The sequence below is a fragment of the Aeromonas sp. SE22 genome (assembly GCF_038739755.1).
Classification (GTDB): domain Bacteria; phylum Pseudomonadota; class Gammaproteobacteria; order Enterobacterales; family Aeromonadaceae; genus Aeromonas; species Aeromonas jandaei.
The window spans coordinates 44,523-63,815 of record NZ_JBCGFD010000012.1; the positions used below are offsets into that span (position 1 = coordinate 44,523).

Below are 19,293 nucleotides of genomic sequence, written 5' to 3' on the forward strand. Positions count from 1 at the left end.
GACCCCCTGTCTGCCCTGAACAGTGGAGAAACAAGATGAGCTGGTTTACCCGTTTTCGTGAGCGTCGGGCCCTGCGCCGCTATCTGGCGATGTCGGCGATCCTGGCCAAAGAGTATGGCGCCTGCGAGCAATACAGCGCAGGACAGTTGCTGACCCAGGCCAGGATCCATAAACTGCCGACCCGCTGGCTTGGTTACTACTTCGCGCTCTATCGCCACGAAAGCGCGCCCGAACTGGTCAGCGGCTGGCAACTCGACGATGCGCGGCTGCTAGCCCTGCGCCAGTCGCTCGCCGAGAGCCTGTTTCACCACGACATTGCCTATACCGCTCTGGATGTCCGCGAGCTGGCCCGCCCCGCCCAATGGCGCGGTGGCAGCGATCGCAAGGTACAGACCCAGGGCATCACCTTTCGCCAATATTGACCAGAGACGCCTTGATGCACCACAACCCGCCCCTGCTGCGCCCCGCGACCCATACCGACATGCACGCCATCTGGCAGATCGATGCCAAGGTCTTTGGCGAAGATGTCTATCCCGCCTTCTTCTTCCGTCAGGCGATGGATTTGTGGCCCGAGCTGCTGCTGGTAGCCGAGTACGAAGGGCATCTGGTGGGCTATGTGCTGGGTGGTTTCGGTCAGGAGCGGTCGCAAGGCTGGGTACTCTCGCTGGCGGTGCTGCCGGAAGCGCGTGGTTTCGGGCTGGCCGAGCGGATGATGCGTCAGATGGAGACCAACATGGAAGGACTGCAGATCAGCGAATTGCAGCTCACGGTCGATCCCGCCAATCCGGCCCAGCGCCTCTACTACCGGCTCGGTTATCAGCTGGTCGAAGAGGTGGCCGACTACTTCGGCCCCGGCGAGGATCGGCTGGTGCTGGTCAAAAAGCTCACCGATACAGCTGCGATTCAAGGATAAAAGCGGTTACAGAACGCATAATTGGTTACATTTTGCCGATTTCATGTCCCGCTTGCTTGGAGTAAAGTTCAATTCATCGAACTGATTGTTTGAATTCTATTCAGCCTTGGAGGCCTATCATGTTGAAACGAATGACCATTATTGCCCTGCTGGCCGCCACCACCATGACTGGTTGCGCCAATAGCGATGTCTACTCTGGCGATGTCTACACCAAAGACCGCGCCAAGCAGGTTCAGACCGTCAGCTACGGCACCATCATCTCTACCCGCCCGGTCAAGATCCAGGCCGATGAGAACTCCCTGATGGGTACCATCGGCGGCGCCGTGGTCGGTGGCCTGCTGGGCAGCACCGTTGGTGGTGGTACCGGTCGCGATATCGCAGCCGCAGGCGGCGCCATCGCCGGTGCCGCAGCCGGTAACGCCATCGGCAACAAGATGAATCAGGTCGACGGCGTCGAGCTGGAGATCAAGAAAGAGAACGGCGAAGCCATCGTGGTAGTGCAGAAAGCCAGCCCCACTTTCAGACCGGGTGCCCGTGTTCGCATGACCCAGGGTAACGGCAGCATCAACGTGGCCGTCGTGAACTAAAAGCGCCACCGCGCTTGCACCATAAAAAAAACCGCCGGAACCGGCGGTTTTTTGTTGTCTGACGTTCGGGATTACATGCTGTAGGCCTTCTCGCCGTGGGTGGTCACATCCAGCCCTTCCCGCTCGGCATCGCCGTTCACCCGCAGACCCACCACCAGGTCAACCAGCTTGAAGGAGATCGCCGCCACGGCACCGGACCAGAGGATGGTCACGCCAACCCCGATGGCCTGGATCTTCACTTGACCAAGGATGGAGTAACCTTCGGCGACCTGATTGGTTACATAGTCCCACACCCCGGTGCCGCCCAGATCCGGGCTGGCAAAGACGCCGGTCAGCAGGGCACCGAGAATACCGCACACCCCGTGCACACCAAACACATCCAGACTGTCGTCGGCACCCAGCAGACGCTTGAGACCGTGGACACCCCACAGACCCGCCACGCCACTGATAAGACCCATCACCAGACCACCGCCAACGCCGACCAGACCGGCTGCCGGAGTGATCACCACCAGACCGGAGACGGCGCCGGAGGCCGCACCCAGCAGGGAGGGACGTCCCTTCATCACCCACTCGGCCAGCGTCCATGACAGGGCTGCCGCAGCCGGAGCGACCCAGGTGTTGATAAAGGCCAGCGCAGCAACACCGTTGGCTTCCAGCGCGGAGCCGGCGTTAAAGCCGAACCAGCCGAACCAGAGCAGGGATGCGCCGATCATGGTCATGGTCAGGCTGTGGGGCGTCATGGGATCACGACCGTAGCCCAGACGTTTGCCCACCAGATAGGCACCCACCAGACCCGCCACGGCGGCGTTGATATGTACTACGGTGCCGCCTGCAAAGTCCAGCGCACCATGCTGGAACAGATAACCGGCGGTGGCGGTTGCAGCGGCAGCCGCATCGGCGCTGGTGTAGGCATCAGGCCCGGCCCAGTACCACACCATATGGGCCAGCGGAATGTAGGCGAAGGTGAACCAGATGACCGAGAAGAGCAGCACGGCGGCAAACTTGATGCGCTCGGCAAAGGCGCCGACGATCAGACCGCAGGTGATGGCGGCAAAGGCCCCCTGAAACACCACATAGATGAACTCGCTGATACCGACCCCCTTGCTGAAGGTGGCCGCGATGGAGTCAGGAGTGACCCCCTTGAGCAACACCTTGCTGAAGGAGCCGAACACGCTGTTGCCCTCGGTAAAGGCGAGCGAGTAGCCGTAGATGACCCAGAGCACGCAGATGAGACAGAACAGGGTAAAGACCTGCATCAGCACGCTCAGCATGTTTTTGGCGCGCACCAGCCCGCCGTAGAAGAGCGCCAGACCGGGGATCGACATCAGGATCACCAGTGCAGCCGAGAGCAGCATCCAGGTGTTGTCGCCCTTGTTGATCGTCACGCTGGCAACCGGTGCCACCGCAGCCTGAACCTGAGAGACCTCATCGGCCCAACTTGGGGTCACCAGCAACGCCGTCAATATCGGCAGACCCGCCATCATCCATTTTTTGACCATAGAGCACTCTCCTTCCCTGTCGTACCGGTATAAACCGGCTCCGTTTCCTTGATTGAACTTGTGGCCACTGCTCGCGAGCCTCGATTCGCCGGGCGCAGATGGCCAGAAATGACCGCCTGATGGTAAAAAGCATAAAGTGGGCCAAAAGTTAAAACTCATTTAAATCATAAGATTAGATATAAACAAACTCCTTTTTGCACCAAAATGGCGCGTGCGTTGCGCTAAGCCACGGCCGGTCGCCCTGTGACAGGGCAAGCGGTCTCCCTCGCACCAGAAATGCACAAAATCAGGTGCAACCCCACAGGCTGGAGTGATGATCATCGCGCCCGGCCGGCTCGCCGTTTACACTGGCTGAACGCCATGTCGCCACAAACGGCACGACAGATTCATGATGAGGGCCATTTTCGACACTCTGATGGCAGGCCCAATCCGAGGAACACCATGCAGTCCGATCGTCTCGACCTCAGCGTCAACCGCTATCGTCACTTTGACGCAGAACACCGCGCCCATAGCGCCCTGCTGGGGATACTGGTGCTGACCATCATCTCCACCCATCTCACCCTGCTGCCCCACTACCCCGCCGAGCGGATCCATATCAGCAGCCTGGGGTTCGAGCTGGTCAACTGGCTCACCATGATCTTTCTGTTCTGGGTGGTGCAGTGCGCCCATCTGCCACCCAAAACCTATCGCCTGCTCTCCTGCGGCCTGATGCTGTGGATCTTGGGGGCGACCGCAGACATCATGGACGAGCTGGTCGCCCAGCCGCTCTGGATCGCCATCTATGCCGAGGATCTGCTGCGATCCAGCGGTATCCTGCTGAGCAGCATCGGTATCCTGAGCACCATGCATCACCTCTTTCATATCAATAGCCAGCTCAGACAACAGGCGCTGTTTGACGATCTGACCCGACTGCCAAACCGGCGCTACTTTCATCAGCAGCTGTTTTTGGGGCAGGGGGAGTATCAGGTGCTGCTCCTGCTGGACCTCGATCACTTCAAATGGATCAACGACAACTTCGGCCACGACATGGGGGACAAGGTGTTGCAGCAGTTTGGCGCCCTGCTGCAACAGCACTGCCCGGCCGGAGGGCTGGCAGCCCGCGTCGGTGGTGAGGAGTTCGCAATACTGCGGCCCGACGCCAACCAGACAGAGCTGGAGCAGCTGGCAGCGACCCTGCTGGCGGCAACCCGCACCATAGCCCCCGATCCGGCCCATCCTCTGACAGTCAGCATCGGGTTCGGCATCCGCGGGCCGCAGGAGCCGGCGGTCTCGCTGTTCAAACGGGTGGATCAGGCGCTCTACAGTGCCAAGGAGGCAGGCAGAGACCGCTATGTGTCGGCTATCCCTGCCAATAACGGAGAGTGAACCCACTCTGGAGCACGACCAGGTGATGGATGACCTGGCCATAACGTGGCTGATAGAAAAGGGGCCTTATGGCCCCTTCTCCATCCGTGACATTCCCCCCGCCTAAAAGCGGAAAGTGAGCCCGATATTGGCCTGCCACTGGGTCACCAAATCCCCCTTCACCTTGAACAGGCACTGATCCGGGTTGCAGAGAAACTCGCTGCTGTCGTTGGCAAGTGACCCGTAGCCCCGCACCTCGGCCCGCAGGGCCAGATGCTCGGACAGGCGGGGCTGAACGCCGAGCGCCAGCGACATGGAGGGCATCACCTCGCTGTCGTAAGCGGCAAAGCGCGTGACCCCGATACCGGCACCGATATAGGGCGCCATCAGGTTGTCGGCGAGGGTCAGTGCACCGGCAAAGTGCAGGGTATCTACCGTCAGGCGATCCGGCTGATCGGGGGAGAGGGTGGTGGACTGGTGGCTGTAGAGCAGCTCGATCATGCCGGGGTCATCCACCTCCTTGCTGATGAAGAGCCCCCAGCTGCCGGAGGCCTGCCCCTTCAGCTCGTCAATGCTGGTCGACACCGGCGCAGGCTGTGGATCCTCGCTGCGTTTGAAATCGATGGCGGAGCTGTAGCCGTAAAATGGCGTCACCTGCCAGCCCAATCCAGCCCCGGCCTCCCCCTCACCGCTCCACGCCTGCCCAAAGGGCAGCAGTGCCCCCATCATCACCATCCCGACTCGTCTCATCCTCACCTCCGGCCAATCCATTTTGCTCAAAAAGCATACCAGAGCCATCCCGTCGCCATCCTAAATGGCACCTGTACCGGCTCATTTTCCGTGGCGTTAAAAGCGCCTGTGTCATTCATCGGCCATTAACCCCGGCCACGTATGCTGGCGCCCAATCCGGGTCATGGTGGCCCGGCACAAGCCGACAGCAGAAGGATGCCGGAGATGGCGACAGCCCCCCTCAACGACCCGCAACACACCCTCGCCAATACCCTGCGGGCCACCGCCCACGCCATCGAAGAGAGCCATATCAGCCTGCGCCAGATGCTCGCGCTGGTCGGCGAGCAGGGGATGCTGCTCTTCTGCGTGCTGCTCACCGTCCCCTTTCTGCTGCCGGTCTCCATCCCCGGCGTCAGCACCCCGTTTGGCCTCTTGATCCTCTTTATCGGTATCGGCATAACCCTCAACCGGGTGCCCTGGCTGCCCGCCATCCTGATGGAGCGCCGTTTCGCCGCCGACCAGCTCAAGCCAACTCTGCACAAGGGGGCGGATCTGCTGGCCCGCATCGACCGCTACATCCGCCCGCGCCTGCTTGCCCTGACCGCCAGCACCACCATCAACCGCTGCAACGGCCTGCTGATCATGCTGGCCGCCCTGCTGCTGATGCTGCCCCTTGGCGCCATTCCCTTCACCAATGCCCTGCCCGCCTGGGCCATTCTGCTGCTGGCTACCGGCATGCTGCAGCGGGATGGTCTGTTTGTCGCCGGTGGCTATCTGCTGGTGAGCGCGACCCTGATCTGGTTCAGCGTACTGGCAGCCGGCCTGCTGATGGCGGGCCAGAGCGCCACCAGTTTGCTCGGCTAAATGAGAGGCAAAGAAAAAGGGCGACCATATGGTCGCCCTTTTTGACTTGTGCGGGATCCGCCGTTACAGCAGATCGTAGATAAGGGCCGAGATGGCCAGCAGCCCGATCACCAGCACGAAGAGGGTACTCGCCCCGCGATAACGCTTGAGGGCAGGCAGACGATAGATGGAGCAGGCCGGCAGCAGGAACAGGATCACCGCAATGAGCGGCCCGCTCACCTTCTCGATGATCTCCAGCACGTTCGGGTTCAGGTAGGTAATCACCCCGGTCACCACGAACAGAATCACCGACGAGACCCGCGCGATGGTCGTTTCACGCAGGGAAAGTCCCAGCCCCTGACAGGCGCCGCTCACCATGCTCACCGTCCCCTCGCTCACCCCCATGGAGGTGCCGAGGAAGGATTTGGACATGGCCAGAATGGCGATAAGCGGCCCCACATAGGCGATCAGCGGATTGGAGAACTTGTTCGCCAGCGCCGACAGCACCGAGATATTGTCGATGCGCGCCTGCGCCATCTCGGCCTGACTCAGGCTCATCACGCAGCTCACCACGAAGAAGAGCACGCTGCCGCAAATCAGCAGGCTGCTGCACTTGATGATCCGCTTGGCACGCAGGTCGGCGCTCTCCTGACAACGCTTCTTCTGCGCAGCACTGAAGGAGGAGATGATGGGCGCATGGCTGAAGGAGAACACCATCACCGGCACGATCAGCCAGAGGGATTTCCAGAACGCCGGATCACGCCAGTCCACCGCCTGACTCTCGCTGAAGTAGGAGAGGCTCCACTGGGGCAGCAGATAGATGGAGAGGCCGATCAGAAAGGCAACCATGGGCAGCGCCAGCACGCTGATGGCCGACACCACGATCTGCTTGCCCGCCAGCAGCACCAGATGCAGACCCAGCATCACCCCCAGCACCAGCAGACCACGCGGGCTCTCGGCATCCCCCAGCTGGTGCACCACAAAGCTCTGGATCGCGTTGGTGATGGAGATGCTGTAGACCAGAATGATGGGGTAGAAAGCGGTCAGATAGACCAGCATCAGCAGCTTGCCCGCCCGCGCCCCGAAGTGCTCCTCCACCACGTGGGTGATATCCCCCTCCTTGTGGGAGCTGGAGAGCACAAAGCGGCTCAACGCCCGATGGGAATAATAAGAGAGCGGAAATGCGAGCAGCAAAATAAACAATAAAATAACCGGCGAATTACTGCCGACGGTAATTGGGAGAAATAGCGTACCGGCACCGACCGCAGTGGCATATAAGCCCATGGTCCATACCGAATCACTTTTCTCCCATTTCAATTTTGAAACCGGGTTACTCTTTTCAGCAATAGAAACACTCATTGCAATATATACCTTATTAATCTGTCATCATTATTTTTATTGGCCCGAATAACAGGCTGGCAATATCAGGCGGCATTTGGCCGCAGGTGCAGAAAAAGCAAATCCGCCAGCGGCCAACAGGGCCACCGGAGTGAAATGGAGATGCCACGCTACCATCGTTGAAATCGCCATCCGGGTCAAGGTTAATAATTCATGACCGTTTGAATCGGATTGTTTCAAAACGGGGCGAGATGTATCGCATTCGTCACCAGCGCACCCATTTATCCCCGTTTGATAACATACCGATAAACCCTTGTTCTGTTGCCCAACAACACAAATAAGAACAGCGATCGGGCAGCCAATATTACCACCATAGTCCGCGAGATATCAGTGAAATAATATGGCGAACTTTTCATCCAATTAATGTTTACATCAACAAGGGTTTGTTCATTAATTTTCGGGGGCGGCCGGACAGTGCGCCACCCGATTGCGCCCCGTCCGCTTGGCCTCGTAGAGCCACTCGTCGGCCCGGGCCAGCGCCAGATTGATATCCTCTCCGGGCTGCACCAGCGTGGCCCCCAGACTGACCGTCATGCCAACCGGTTCGGCGGGCAGCGCCTCGACTGCCGCGCGGATCTGCTCGGCCATCTGCAACAACCCGACCTCATCAATCCGTGGCAGCAGGATCACGAACTCCTCGCCACCGCTGCGCACAAACAGATCCTCTGCCCGCAGCCGACCATCGACGCAGGCGGCAAAGCGTTGCAGTGCCAGATCCCCCTGCTGATGGCCGAAGCGATCGTTGATCTGCTTGAAGTGATCGATATCGAGCATAAGCAGGCCGCAGGGGGCTTCGCTGCCCCTCACCTGCTGGCAATGCTCGAAGAAGTAGCGGCGGTTATGGAGGCCAGTCAGCTGGTCGGTCTCGCTCTGGCGCTGCAGGCGCTGCTGCAACTCGAACTGGCGGGTGATATTGCGGGTCACCCAGGCCACCGCCCGCTTGCCGTCATAGAGGGAGGGGAGCGGTGCAATCTTGCCCTCGAAACGCTGCACGCCTTGCGGCCCGACACCGGCATTGATGCCACCCACCTCGCTGGCCGCCAACTCATACTCCACCACCCGCACCAGACCGCTGTTGAGCGCCAGTGCGACTTGCTCCATCACCCAGAGGGACATCGCCTCCGGCAGCACATCCAGCAGCCGCTTGCCAGCCAGCGGATTGCCGTCCTGATAGGATTGGTGCTCCATGCCTCCTATGTATTCCACGTAATAGCCATCTTCACTCAGGATGAAGACCGGATCTGGCAACTGCGCCATCACCTCGTAAAGCTGCGATACCGAAAGAGTCATGGATGCTCCTGTACTTCTGTGGCCAACAGGGACTGGCTATTGTGCCCCAACTCGACAGCCCGCCAACCATCACCATATGGGACAGATTTCCAGCAGTGCCAAGATTCCTTTACAGCAAGTTTATCCCGTTTGGTGAAACAACCCGACGCAACCCGCAATCCCGCAGTTCGCCACCCATATCCCATTGTTTCAAAAAGAGGCTTCGTTTAGGCTCCTGTGGCTCGCCCCCATTTTGATCCCTCCATGGAGACGCAGCCTGATGCAGCAGGAGGGGAATCGCACAAGGAGTTGCAGGATGAAGAATGCCATCGTCAAAGTCCGTTTCGAGGCGGTCAGCCTCGAAGGGGAACAGCTCACCCTCAAGATCGCCATCAAGGCCCCCGAGCCGGATCCACGCTCGGCTGGCGGTGACTGGCGCTGCAAGGTGAAGCTGGCGGGGCTGAGCGACAAGACCTTTATCTACGGCATCGACAGCCTGCAGGCCCTGAGCCTCGCCATCAAGTTTGTCGAGACCGAGCTGCGCGCCTTCTCCGATGCGGGCTGGCAGTTCTATCTGCCCGATTGCCCCGATCACCCCATCGACATGAGCGCCTGCTACTTCCCGGCGCTCTAGCCCGGCCCATCCAAGGAGACCAGATGCACGGACCCGATCCCGCCAATCCCCACCCCATGAACGGCTTCCCCCAGGTGTGCTTTATCAAGAACACCATCAAGGGGCCCAATATCGAGGTGGGTGACTACACCTATTACGACGACCCGGAGGATTCGGCGGGCTTCGAGCGCAACGTCCTCTACCACTTCCCCTTCATCGGCGACAAGCTCATCATCGGCAAGTTCTGCGCCATCGCTCGCGGGGTGAAGTTCATCATGAACGGCGCCAACCACCAGACCTCCGGCTTCTCCACCTACCCCTTCTTTATCTTCGGCAACGGCTGGGAGAGCGCCGCCCCCGCCCCGGGCAGCCTCCCCTACAAGGGCGATACCGTCATCGGCAACGATGTCTGGATTGGCTATGACGCCCTGATCATGCCGGGAGTAAAAGTCGGCAACGGCGCCATTATCGCCGCCCGCTCCGTGGTCACCGGCGACGTGCCCGCCTATGCCGTGGTCGGCGGCAACCCGGCCAAGGTGATCCGCTACCGCTTCGACGACGACACCATCGCCCGTCTCAACGCCATCGCCTGGTGGGACTGGCCGGTGGAGCAGATCAGCCGCAACCTGCCGCTTATCAGCGGCGGCGAGATAGCCGCGCTGGAAGCGGCAACCCCATAGAGACAACCACCATCAAGCAGGAAGCACTATGCAACTCACCCCACCCCAACCGCCTCAGGACGATGATGTTGAAGCGCTGCGCATTGGTCTCTCTGGCTTCAACACAGGTCACGCCGGCACCCATCTGCGAGAACGGATCGCCAGCTTTATCAAGGATGAAGAGGGCAAGGTACATGGCGGTATCATCGCCGACATCAAGTGGGGCTGGCTGCACGTCGACTGGCTCTGGATCGACGAAAGCATCCGCCGCGATGGCTGGGGCGGCCGCCTGCTCGGCGCCATGGAGCAGTACGCCCAAAGCAAGGGCATCAGCAACTACCATCTGGAAACCACCAGTTTTCAGGCCCTCCCCTTCTACCAGAAGCAGGGTTACGAAGTCTTTGGCCAGCTGCCCGATATGCCGCCGGGGCATATCAGTTACTTCCTGAAAAAGCAGGACAAGTGATGACATTCCAGCGCCTTGCCAATGCCAATATCGTGATCCGCCCGTTCGAACCAGCCGATGCCGATGAGTTTGTCCGCGCAGCCCACGAATCGATCGAGACGGCAGCCAGAATGTAGGGTGCAATGAACGAAGTGAATTGCACCTCTATCTTCAACACTTTTTAAAAACCCGCATGTAAATCGGACATAAATAATGAAAAAGTCATATGTGGCATTTTATCCTTCAAAAAAATACTGGGCCGTATCATCTATTGACGTAGATGACCCGGTAATTCAGAAAAACCTCCATGAGCATATGGGCGAAATAGTTTTCCAGCATCATCATGAAGCGTTTGAACTAGCAATTTGCCGCGATGGTAGAATTATGCTCAGTTTAAAAGAAACCGGAGAGCAAGACGATTATGATTTTGCAGGCCATATTTTACGATGGAATACATATCTGAAATTTATAAATTCATTTTATTTAATTCTATACTCTGTCATATCAGAGCAATTGCATCACGAGATAATATCTTTACATGAAGTAACAAACCGAGATGCGTTTTCAACAACATTTTCAAATGGAAACTTCCAATCAGAAAGTATGGCAACCGAAAGCCTTGCTTCATACTTTCAAATGGCAAGGTATTTCCCATATCAAAACATTAATATGCCATTACGTCTTCATGATTATTTTAGAGATCGAGAAGTAATAGATGAACGTGTATTCAATCTAGCCTCGATAAAATTCGAACGTTTATTTTATAGGCCCGGCCTCGAAAAACTAACATTCTTAATATCAAAAAGCATTGGTGAACATAAAGTTGGCAACTTTGACAACTCAATAATTCTATCATGGTTTTGTTCTGAAAAAATTCTATCCAACGTGTGGAGAACCCCTTTGCCAAACGGGAAATCAAAGGATGCTATTAAAAATTCCACCTCGAAGGTCATTAATAAACCACGTGTTCGATATGATACTATCAGCTCAATAATTAAGAATCTAAAATCTGACAACCTTTTATCATTAGAACTATATAAAAAATTGGAAATAACACGAGTAGCCAGAAACAAAATCGCGCACGGTGACTACAAATACCAACCATCTATGGATGATTCTGCTTTGGCAATTATTTCTGCTCTAGAGTTACTTGCATTATGTGATGACATTCATTTATCACCCAGTCTTTCTTTGCAAATAACATGTATTAACTAAATGTCAAACAAGCCGTTTTTATAATAGGTGCAATGCGCTCCGCTTATTGCACCCTACGTTAAGGCTGATTATTTATTGTTGTGTGGCACTTCATATTCTAGCGTGGCGGTGTCTCCCCAAGATAATGGATACCGGCCCTGTTGTACCCAGCGATGGAAGGTGGAATATGGCCAATCTTTCGGGGCTGTTACCAATCCATGTTTGACGGGATTGATATGGATGTAATCGAGATGATGATTGAAATCTTCCTGATCGCGGATCAAATGCTCCCAGTAACGTCGCTGCCAAATACCCCGCTCACCACGCTGCCAACGAGATTCTGAGCGAGCCTCCGAATTGGGGATTGCTCGTGAAAACTTGCTTTTTATTTGGCGCCAGCGCAACGGAAAATTGGTATCCCCTTCCGGCAATTCCAGCAAGGCATGCAGATGTTCGGGCAAGACAACCCAGCCATGGATCCGGAATGGATGATTCTCTTGCACCTCCCTGACAACCTTCCTCAACAGATCGATCCGTTCGACCAGTAGATGGTTGTTCTGGCGTTCAGCCAGCACGACCGTAAAAAACCAGGTTCCCCCCGGTCGCCATGCCCGTATGTAATTCGCCATGCCTTGCCCAACCGACAATCAACCATGTTGTTAAATGTGGTCCAAACAAAGCAAAACATGGGGTGCAATGAACGAAGTGAAGTGCACCTCTCGTCACAATAGCGGTGCAATGCGCTCCGCTTATTGCACCCTACGCAGGCTACATAGCCGCCACCGGCCACCCCTTTCCCCCAAATCGGCCATTGCTTATGGGCGCAATGGCCCATTCGATAAGCTGAGCAGCAGCCACGATTTTTGCACTGGCGAAACGATATCAAGAGCAATCGTCGCACCAACGAAACAATCTTGTTGCAGCAAACAAAGCAAAGCGGCAAGCAGTGGCGAGGATCAGCCCCTCCGATCTGCTTGCCGCTATCTGTTGCCACAGCTGTAACCGTCGTTAGCGACCCAAGAAGGGTTCCCAGTCCTTGAACACCGGCTGCAACCCGGCCTGTCGCACGGCGGCGGCCACTTCCCCCACCGGGCGGTCGTCGTGGATGGCGAACTGCTCCAGCTCCTCTTTATCCCCCTCGGCATAGCCACCCGGCTGGGTGCGTGATTCGGCCGACATCTGGGTGATGCCAAGGCGCACCGCGCCGTTGCGAAAGGTGGCCGACTCGCGGGTGGAGAGGGACAAGTCCAGCGTCGGCGAGAAGAGGCGCCAGGCGCAGATAAGCTGGGCCAGCTGGCGATCCGACATGACCACGGCAGGCTCCAGCCCACCGGTGCAGGGGCGCAGGCGCGGGAAGGAGAGCGAGTAGCGGCTCTGCCAGTGGTGGCGCTCAAGCCAGCTCAGATGCTCGGCGACAAAGTAGCTGTCGGCGCGCCAGTCCGAGGAGAGACCGATGAGCGCCCCCAGCCCTATCTTGTCGATACCGGCGCGGCCCAGCCGATCCGGCGTCGCGAGGCGCCATGCGATGTCCCGCTTGTTGCCGCGCAGGTGGTGGCGGGCGTAAGTGGGGGCGTGGTAGGTCTCCTGATAGACCATGACGGCGTCGAGGCCGAGGCTCTTCAGCTCGGCATATTCGGCCTGCGAGAGGGGCTGCACCTCCATCCCCACCGTGCTGAAGTGGCGGCGGATGATGGGCATCACCTCGCGAAAATAGGCGAGCCCCACCTTGTGCTCGTGCTCGCCGGTCACCAGCAGCACGCTGTCAAAACCGCGCGCCTTGATGGCCAGACACTCGCGCTCAATCTCCTCTGCATTCAGGGTCTTGCGCTTGAGGCGGTTGCTCATGGAGAAGCCGCAGTAGGTGCAGTCGTTGGCGCAGAGGTTCGACAGATAGAGCGGTACATAGAAGCCAATGGTGTTGCCGAAACGCTGGCGGGTCAGTCGCTCGGCCTCGGCCGCCATCTGCGGCAAGTACGCCTCGGCAGCTGGCGAGATCAGCGCCATAAAATCGGCCAGAGTGCGGCGGGGTGCGCTCAGGGCGCGTGCCACATCGGCGGCGTTTTTGGCGCGGATCTGCATGCCGATATCGTCCCACTCCAGTTCCTGCCAGCGATCGGCAAAATCCAACCCCCTCCCGGCCTCTCCCTTGGGAGGGGGAGGAGTGCAGGGATCGCCCCCTTCAAGCACCGAATCTGCCGGAGCCCTCACCCCCAACTCCTCTCCCTTATTTTGTGAAGAGCCGAGAGGGGGGCTAAACACATCCGCCTCGGGAGAAACCGAGAAAGAGGACATGGCGATTGGCTCTTGCCCCGAGCCAGCATCATGACTCATAACGCCCCCAGAAAATCGGTGAGCGGGCTGGAGGCTTGCGCCTGCAGGGCGCGGGCGCCAAGGCCTGCCTCATAGGCGCTGCGCCCGGCGGTGCAGGCCAGCGCAAAGGCGCGGCCCATGGCGACCGGGTCGCCGCTCACCGCGATGGCGGTGTTGACCAGCACGGCATCGGCGCCCAGCTCAAAGGCGGCGGCGGCATGGCTCGGCGCACCGATGCCCGCATCCACCACGACCGGCACATTGGCCTGCTCGACGATGATGGAGAGAAACTCCCGGGTCACCAGCCCCTGATTGGAACCGATGGGCGCACCGAGCGGCATCACGGCGGCGCAGCCCACCTCTTCCAGCCGTTTGCAGAGCACGGGGTCGGCGCCGCAGTAGGGCAGCACCACAAAGCCCTCTTTCACCAGCTGCTCGGCGGCTTTCAGCGTCTCGATGGGGTCGGGCAAGAGGTAACGAGGATCGGGGTGGATCTCCAGCTTCAGCCAGTTTGTCCCCAGCGCCTCGCGGGCGAGGTGGGCGGCAAATACCGCCTCGGCGGCGGTCTTGGCGCCGGAGGTGTTGGGCAGCAGCTTGACCCCGAGTTGTAGCAAGGGGCTCAGGATATCGTCGTGGGCCTTGCCCGGTTCGAGCCGCTTGATGGCCATGGTGACCAGTTGGGAGCCGCTCGCCTCGATGGCGGCGGCCATCAGTTCCGGGCGGGCAAACTTGCCGGTGCCGGTAAAGAGGCGCGATGAGAAGGTGTGATCGGCAATCTTGAGCATGTCAGCCTCCTACCACTGCGATAAGAAGAGATGAGGCCCCGCCGCAAGGCAGAGCACGCGAAGATGGGACTGCGAGCATCATGGGTCAGCCTCCCGCTATGGCGGTAAAGAGGTGAAGTTCGTCCCCGTCATTGAGACGGGTCTCGGCCCAGCGGCCACGGGGCAGCACGGCGCCGTTGAGGGCCACCGCCACCCCCTGTGGATTAACGTTTTGCGCCGCCAGCAGGTCGGCCACACTCTGCCCTGCCGCCAGCGACTGGGCTTTATCGTTGAGTCGAATGGTCAAGGTCATGGGGTGATCTCCTTATCGTGTTTCGGGCATCGGCGCTGTCCGCAAACCGGGCAATCGGGATCGGGGGCCAGAGTGAGGGTCTGCCACTGATGGCTCAGTGCATCGAAACGGCGCAGGGTGCCAGCGACTGGGCTCGGCATCCCGAGCAGCAGCTTCAATGCCTCCAGCGCCTGCAAAGAGCCCATCACTCCGACCAGCGGGCCGGTGACACCGCTGGTCTCGCAGCTCTGACTCACCTTGATATCCAGCGGATAGAGGCAGGCGTAGCAGGCGTGATCGCTGCTGGTGCGCGCCATCAGCTGCCCCTGCCAACCCACCGCGGCGGCGGAGATCCAGGGCTTGCCCTGAGCCACGCAGGCGGCGTTGATGGCCTGGCGGGTAGCTAGGTTGTCGCAGCAGTCGATCACCAGATCTACCTCGGCCACAAACTCCGGCAGGCTGGCGGCATCGAGCCGCTGGTTGATGGCAATCAGCTCCACCAGCGGGTTGTGGGCCGCCAAGCGCTCGCGGGCCAGCTCCGCCTTGGAGTGGTTGACCGCCTCGCTATCGAACAGGATCTGGCGCGGCAGGTTGCTGGAATCGACCGTATCGCCATCGGCCAGCCACAAGGTGCCCACCCCGGCCCCGGCCAGATAGAGGGCGAGCGGCGAGCCAAGCCCGCCCAAGCCCACGATCAGCACGGACTTATCTTTCAGCCGTGCCTGCCCTTCTTCACCCACTTCCGCCAGCATCAGCTGGCGGCCGTATCGCAAATACTCTTTGTCACTAAGAGAAGTGGCATCAGAGCGCATGTTCAGCCTCCCGTATAACAGTGGCCGAGCGCGGCTCATCCCCCGCCCCCACGGCAGCAAGCAGCCGCTCGGTCGCCCCCTGCCAGTCGTCGCTGGCCGTGATGGCCGAGACCAGCGCGATACTGCCGACCCCGCTTGCCTTGACCGCCGCCACCCGCTCCTCGCTGATGCCGCCGATGGCCACCGTCGGCCACTCCGCCATCAGGGCGCGGTAGCGGTGCAGCCGCACCAGCCCCTGCGGGCGCGAAGGCATCGCCTTGGTGTTGGTCGGGAAGATATGGCCGAGCGCTATGTAGGAGGGGGCCAGCTCGCGGGCCCGCATCAGCTCGAAGTAACCGTGGGTGGAGATGCCAAGGCGCAGCCCGGCCGCCTGAATGGCGGCGAGATCGGCGGTCTCCATATCCTCCTGCCCCAGATGCACGCCCCAGGCGCCCGCCTCGATGGCCTGCTGCCAGTAGTCGTTGATAAAGAGCCGCGCCCCATGGCGGCGACCGAGCTCTACCGCATCGCGAATGGCTGGCGCCACCTGAGCGGCGGGCAGATTCTTGATCCGCAGCTGGATGGTCTTGACCCCAGCCCCCAGCAGGCGGCGCAGCCACTTGACCGAATCGACCACCGGATAGAGGCCGAGGTTGTGTTCGGTCGGCGCGAAGGGGCCCTGCGGCAGACGGGCGCTGCTCGCTTCATAAAGCCCGAAGCGGCGATCGAGGGCAGACCCTGCCAGCACGGCGCGGGGGAAGTGGGCAAGATCGGCTGGCCAGCCGAGATGGGCGATGGGTCCCGGGCCTGCGCCCACTCCTTGCGCCGCCGCCAGCCCCTGTTGCAAATAGGCACGCGCCAGGGTGATGGCATCCTCCACCGGATAGTCCTGCGCCACCACGGCGGCGATGGCGCTGGCGTAGCAGCAGCCGGTGCCGTGGCCGTGGCGGGTATTCAGGCGCGGCGCCGCCAGCCAGAATTCGCGGGTCTCGTCCTGGTAGTAGTCCAGACACAGCTCTCCGCTCCACTCCAGATGACCGCCCTTGACCAGCACGGCGCGGGCGCCGAGTTCGCGCAGCCGCTGGGCGGCGAAGCGCACCAGTTCGGGGCTGCTGACCGGCAGTCCGGTCAGGGCTTCCAATTCGGGGCCGTTGGGGGTGATCAAGGAGAGGCGCGGCAACAGCTGCTCGCGCACCGCCTCCAGCATATTGGGCTCCGCCATCGGGGTGCCGCTGCTGGCGATGGCCACCGGATCGTAGACCACGAAGGGCGCCTCGATGGCTGCCAGTCGGCGGGCCAGCACCTCGACGTGAAGCCGGGTCGGCAGCAGGCCGATCTTGATGGCGGCGGGCGGCAGATCGACGCCAAGGGCGTCGATCTGGGCGGTGAAGGTCTGCATCAGCACGGGGTCGACCATCTTCACCGCCACCGAGTTCTGGGCGGTAATGGCGGAGATGACAGAACAGCCATGCACGCCGAGGTCGTGCAATGTGTGCAAGTCGGCCTGAATGCCGGCGCCGCCGCCGGAGTCTGAACCGGCGATGGTCCAGACCACAGGCAGCGAGTCGGTCACAGGCGGCAGATCGGCGGGGCTGACAGCCCCGCTTGCGCTGCTCACGCCTCCTCCCCTGCGGCTTGTTTCAGCGCCGCCGCCTGATGGTAGATCTCGCCGCCGGTCTCCTTGAAGGTTTCCGCCATGCGGGCCATGCCGCTCGCCACCTGAGCCACCACCTGCTCCTGCTGGCCATCCATACCGACCAGCTTGATCTCCACCGCTTCAAGCTTTGCGGCATAGTCACGCACATCCTGAGTGATCTTCATGGAGCAGAACTTGGGCCCGCACATGGAGCAGAAGTGGGCCACCTTGCCGGACTCCTGCGGCAGGGTTTCGTCGTGGTAGGCACGGGCAGTGTCGGGGTCAAGGGCCAGATTGAACTGATCCTCCCAGCGGAATTCGAAGCGCGCCTTGGACATGGCGTTGTCGCGGATCTGGGCGCCCGGGTGCCCCTTGGCCAGATCGGCGGCGTGGGCGGCGATCTTGTAGGTAATCAGCCCCTGCTTCACATCCTCCTTGTTGGGCAGCCCCAGATGCTCCTTGGGAGTGACGTAGCAGAGCATGGCGCAGCCATACCAGCCGATGAGCGCCGCACCGATGCCGGAGGTGAAGTGATCGTAACCCGGTGCGATGTCGGTAGTGAGCGGGCCCAGCGTATAGAACGGTGCCTCGTGGCAGTGCTCCAGCTGCTCGGTCATGTTGCGCTCGATCATGTGCATCGGCACGTGGCCGGGGCCCTCGATCATCACCTGCACGTCGTACTCCCATGCGATCTTGGTCAGCTCACCCAGGGTGCGCAGCTCGGCGAACTGGGCCTCGTCGTTGGCATCATAGACGGAGCCCGGACGCAGACCGTCGCCCAGCGACAACGCCACGTCATAGGCGGCGCAGATCTCGCAGATTTCGCGGAAGTGCTGGTAGAGGAAGTTCTCCTTGTGGTGAGAGAGACACCACTTGGCCATGATGCTGCCGCCGCGCGACACGATGCCGGTGAGGCGCTTGGCGGTCATCGGCACGAAGCGCAGCAGGACGCCAGCGTGGATGGTGAAGTAGTCCACCCCCTGCTCGGCCTGCTCCAGCAGGGTGTCGCGGAACAGCTCCCAGGTGAGCTCTTCGGCGATGCCGTTGGTCTTTTCCAGCGCCTGATAGATGGGCACGGTACCGATGGGCACCGGGCTATTGCGCAGGATCCACTCGCGGGTCTCGTGGATGTAGCGGCCGGTGGAGAGATCCATCACGGTGTCGGCGCCCCAGCGGGTGGACCAGACCAGCTTTTCGACTTCCTCTTCGATGCTGGAGGTGACTGCCGAGTTGCCGATGTTGGCGTTGATCTTCACCAGAAAATTGCGGCCGATGATCATCGGCTCCGCTTCCGGGTGGTTGATGTTGCTGGGGATGATGGCGCGACCGGCGGCCACCTCATCGCGCACAAATTCGGGGGTGATGTTCTGGGGCAAACGGGCACCGAAATCGCGACCCGGATGCTGGGTGCGCAGGAGCTCGGAGCACACCCGCTCGCGGCCCATGTTCTCGCGAATGGCGATAAATTCCATCTCGGGGGTGACGATACCGGCGCGGGCGTAGTGGAGCTGGGTGACCCGGCGGCCCGGCTTGGCCCGGCGCGGTTTCGGCAGATGCTCGAAACGCAGGTGATCCAGCCCCTCGTCGGCCAGCCGCTCCTGAGTGAAGGTGGAGCTGAGCCCCGGCAGCTCGTCGGTGTCACCGCGCTCCAGCACCCAGTTCTCCCGCAGGCGCGGCAGGCCACGGCGCACGTCGATGGCGACCCCCTCCTCCCCGTAACGGCCCGAGGTGTCGTAGACCGGCACCGGCTCGTTGGGCTCGAATTGGGGATTTTCTTTGGTGCCGCCGACGAAGGTGTCGGCCAGCTGGATCTCCCGCAGCGGGACACGGATATCGGCGCGGGAGCCTTCGATAAAGATGCGGCGGGAGTTGGGGTGAGCCATCCCCTTGAGGCTGTCGATAAAGGCCTGAGCGCTGGAGCGCTGCTCGCGGCGGCTGGATTTGGCGGTATCAGATACAGAAGTAGACATAGCAAAACTCACATTAACTGGTTGAAGTTATGGGTGT

Annotated in this window: 20 protein-coding genes and 1 pseudogene; 10 read left to right on the forward strand and 11 right to left on the reverse strand. The window is 60.2% G+C overall.

Annotation, left to right across the window (positions count from 1 at the left end):
* Positions 1-35: 35 nt before the first annotated feature.
* The 3 genes from AAHA39_RS16440 to AAHA39_RS16450 all read left to right on the forward strand — a co-directional run bounded on the left by AAHA39_RS16440 (position 36) and on the right by AAHA39_RS16450 (position 1,500).
* Positions 36-422: a DUF6559 family protein gene (locus AAHA39_RS16440; RefSeq protein WP_042032206.1), complete on the forward strand. Its 387-nt coding sequence runs from the start codon at positions 36-38 to the stop codon at positions 420-422.
* A 14-nt stretch (positions 423-436) separates the two neighbouring features.
* Positions 437-913, forward strand: coding sequence for a GNAT family N-acetyltransferase (locus tag AAHA39_RS16445; protein ID WP_124243598.1), 477 nt, complete (start codon positions 437-439; stop codon positions 911-913).
* Positions 914-1,032: 119 nt separating this feature from the next.
* Positions 1,033-1,500 (forward strand): glycine zipper 2TM domain-containing protein, encoded by a 468-nt coding sequence (locus tag AAHA39_RS16450; protein WP_320655826.1) that lies wholly within the window; start codon positions 1,033-1,035, stop codon positions 1,498-1,500.
* A 71-nt stretch (positions 1,501-1,571) separates the two neighbouring features.
* Here AAHA39_RS16450 and amt read toward each other — a convergent pair whose 3' ends face one another.
* A complete protein-coding gene (gene amt / locus AAHA39_RS16455; protein ID WP_033113730.1) occupies positions 1,572-2,999 on the reverse strand; it encodes an ammonium transporter in 1,428 nt (475 codons plus the stop codon).
* Between the two features lie 441 nt (positions 3,000-3,440).
* Here amt and AAHA39_RS16460 point away from each other — a divergent pair, with 441 nt between their 5' ends.
* A complete protein-coding gene (locus tag AAHA39_RS16460) occupies positions 3,441-4,364 on the forward strand; it encodes a GGDEF domain-containing protein (RefSeq protein ID WP_320655825.1) in 924 nt (307 codons plus the stop codon).
* 102 nt (positions 4,365-4,466) lie between these two features.
* On the opposite strand, the gene AAHA39_RS16465 is transcribed toward AAHA39_RS16460, so the two are convergent.
* Positions 4,467-5,093, reverse strand: coding sequence for an outer membrane beta-barrel protein (locus AAHA39_RS16465; RefSeq protein WP_320655824.1), 627 nt, complete (start codon positions 5,091-5,093; stop codon positions 4,467-4,469).
* A gap of 204 nt (positions 5,094-5,297) precedes the next feature.
* On the opposite strand from AAHA39_RS16465, the gene AAHA39_RS16470 reads away from it, so the two are divergent.
* Positions 5,298-5,936, forward strand: a complete 639-nt coding sequence (locus AAHA39_RS16470) for an exopolysaccharide biosynthesis protein (protein WP_320655823.1) — start codon at positions 5,298-5,300, stop codon at positions 5,934-5,936.
* 63 nt (positions 5,937-5,999) lie between these two features.
* On the opposite strand, the gene AAHA39_RS16475 is transcribed toward AAHA39_RS16470, so the two are convergent.
* Together AAHA39_RS16475 and AAHA39_RS16480 are read right to left on the reverse strand one after the other, a co-directional pair.
* Positions 6,000-7,274 carry an amino acid permease gene (locus AAHA39_RS16475; protein WP_320655822.1) on the reverse strand — a complete coding sequence of 425 codons (1,275 nt, stop codon included), beginning with the start codon at positions 7,272-7,274 and terminating at the stop codon, positions 6,000-6,002.
* A gap of 429 nt (positions 7,275-7,703) precedes the next feature.
* Positions 7,704-8,603: a GGDEF domain-containing protein gene (locus AAHA39_RS16480; protein ID WP_320655821.1), complete on the reverse strand. Its 900-nt coding sequence runs from the start codon at positions 8,601-8,603 to the stop codon at positions 7,704-7,706.
* A gap of 295 nt (positions 8,604-8,898) precedes the next feature.
* On the opposite strand from AAHA39_RS16480, the gene AAHA39_RS16485 reads away from it, so the two are divergent.
* From AAHA39_RS16485 to AAHA39_RS16505, 5 genes and pseudogenes are all read left to right on the forward strand, one after another.
* Positions 8,899-9,216: a DUF6968 family protein gene (locus AAHA39_RS16485; RefSeq protein WP_320655820.1), complete on the forward strand. Its 318-nt coding sequence runs from the start codon at positions 8,899-8,901 to the stop codon at positions 9,214-9,216.
* Between the two features lie 23 nt (positions 9,217-9,239).
* Complete coding sequence (locus tag AAHA39_RS16490) at positions 9,240-9,875, forward strand: Vat family streptogramin A O-acetyltransferase (protein WP_042079715.1); 636 nt, start codon at positions 9,240-9,242, stop codon at positions 9,873-9,875.
* 28 nt (positions 9,876-9,903) lie between these two features.
* Positions 9,904-10,320 (forward strand): GNAT family N-acetyltransferase, encoded by a 417-nt coding sequence (locus AAHA39_RS16495; protein WP_156854027.1) that lies wholly within the window; start codon positions 9,904-9,906, stop codon positions 10,318-10,320.
* A pseudogene (locus tag AAHA39_RS16500) lies at positions 10,320-10,421 on the forward strand (GNAT family N-acetyltransferase); the annotation flags it as partial. The gene AAHA39_RS16495 and the pseudogene AAHA39_RS16500, both read left to right, overlap by 1 nt.
* A gap of 91 nt (positions 10,422-10,512) precedes the next feature.
* Positions 10,513-11,514 (forward strand): hypothetical protein, encoded by a 1,002-nt coding sequence (locus tag AAHA39_RS16505; protein WP_320655819.1) that lies wholly within the window; start codon positions 10,513-10,515, stop codon positions 11,512-11,514.
* A gap of 68 nt (positions 11,515-11,582) precedes the next feature.
* On the opposite strand, the gene AAHA39_RS16510 is transcribed toward AAHA39_RS16505, so the two are convergent.
* The 7 genes from AAHA39_RS16510 to thiC form a co-directional block, all read right to left on the reverse strand.
* Entirely contained in the window at positions 11,583-12,122 is a 540-nt protein-coding gene (locus tag AAHA39_RS16510) for an REP-associated tyrosine transposase (protein WP_320655818.1), read from the reverse strand.
* Positions 12,123-12,501: 379 nt separating this feature from the next.
* Positions 12,502-13,785 carry a 2-iminoacetate synthase ThiH gene (gene thiH / locus AAHA39_RS16515; protein WP_320655817.1) on the reverse strand — a complete coding sequence of 428 codons (1,284 nt, stop codon included), beginning with the start codon at positions 13,783-13,785 and terminating at the stop codon, positions 12,502-12,504.
* A 35-nt stretch (positions 13,786-13,820) separates the two neighbouring features.
* Positions 13,821-14,588 carry a thiazole synthase gene (locus AAHA39_RS16520; protein WP_042081355.1) on the reverse strand — a complete coding sequence of 256 codons (768 nt, stop codon included), beginning with the start codon at positions 14,586-14,588 and terminating at the stop codon, positions 13,821-13,823.
* Positions 14,589-14,673: 85 nt separating this feature from the next.
* Positions 14,674-14,880 carry a sulfur carrier protein ThiS gene (thiS, locus tag AAHA39_RS16525; protein WP_279488764.1) on the reverse strand — a complete coding sequence of 69 codons (207 nt, stop codon included), beginning with the start codon at positions 14,878-14,880 and terminating at the stop codon, positions 14,674-14,676.
* Positions 14,877-15,671 carry a HesA/MoeB/ThiF family protein gene (locus AAHA39_RS16530; protein WP_320655816.1) on the reverse strand — a complete coding sequence of 265 codons (795 nt, stop codon included), beginning with the start codon at positions 15,669-15,671 and terminating at the stop codon, positions 14,877-14,879. Before AAHA39_RS16530 ends, thiS begins: the two co-directional genes overlap by 4 nt.
* Positions 15,661-17,268 (reverse strand): thiamine phosphate synthase, encoded by a 1,608-nt coding sequence (thiE, locus tag AAHA39_RS16535; RefSeq protein WP_320655815.1) that lies wholly within the window; start codon positions 17,266-17,268, stop codon positions 15,661-15,663. The genes AAHA39_RS16530 and thiE overlap by 11 nt, the downstream gene beginning before the upstream one ends.
* Positions 17,265-19,256, reverse strand: a complete 1,992-nt coding sequence (gene thiC / locus AAHA39_RS16540) for a phosphomethylpyrimidine synthase ThiC (RefSeq protein ID WP_320655814.1) — start codon at positions 19,254-19,256, stop codon at positions 17,265-17,267. The genes thiE and thiC overlap by 4 nt, the downstream gene beginning before the upstream one ends.
* Positions 19,257-19,293: the final 37 nt, after the last annotated feature.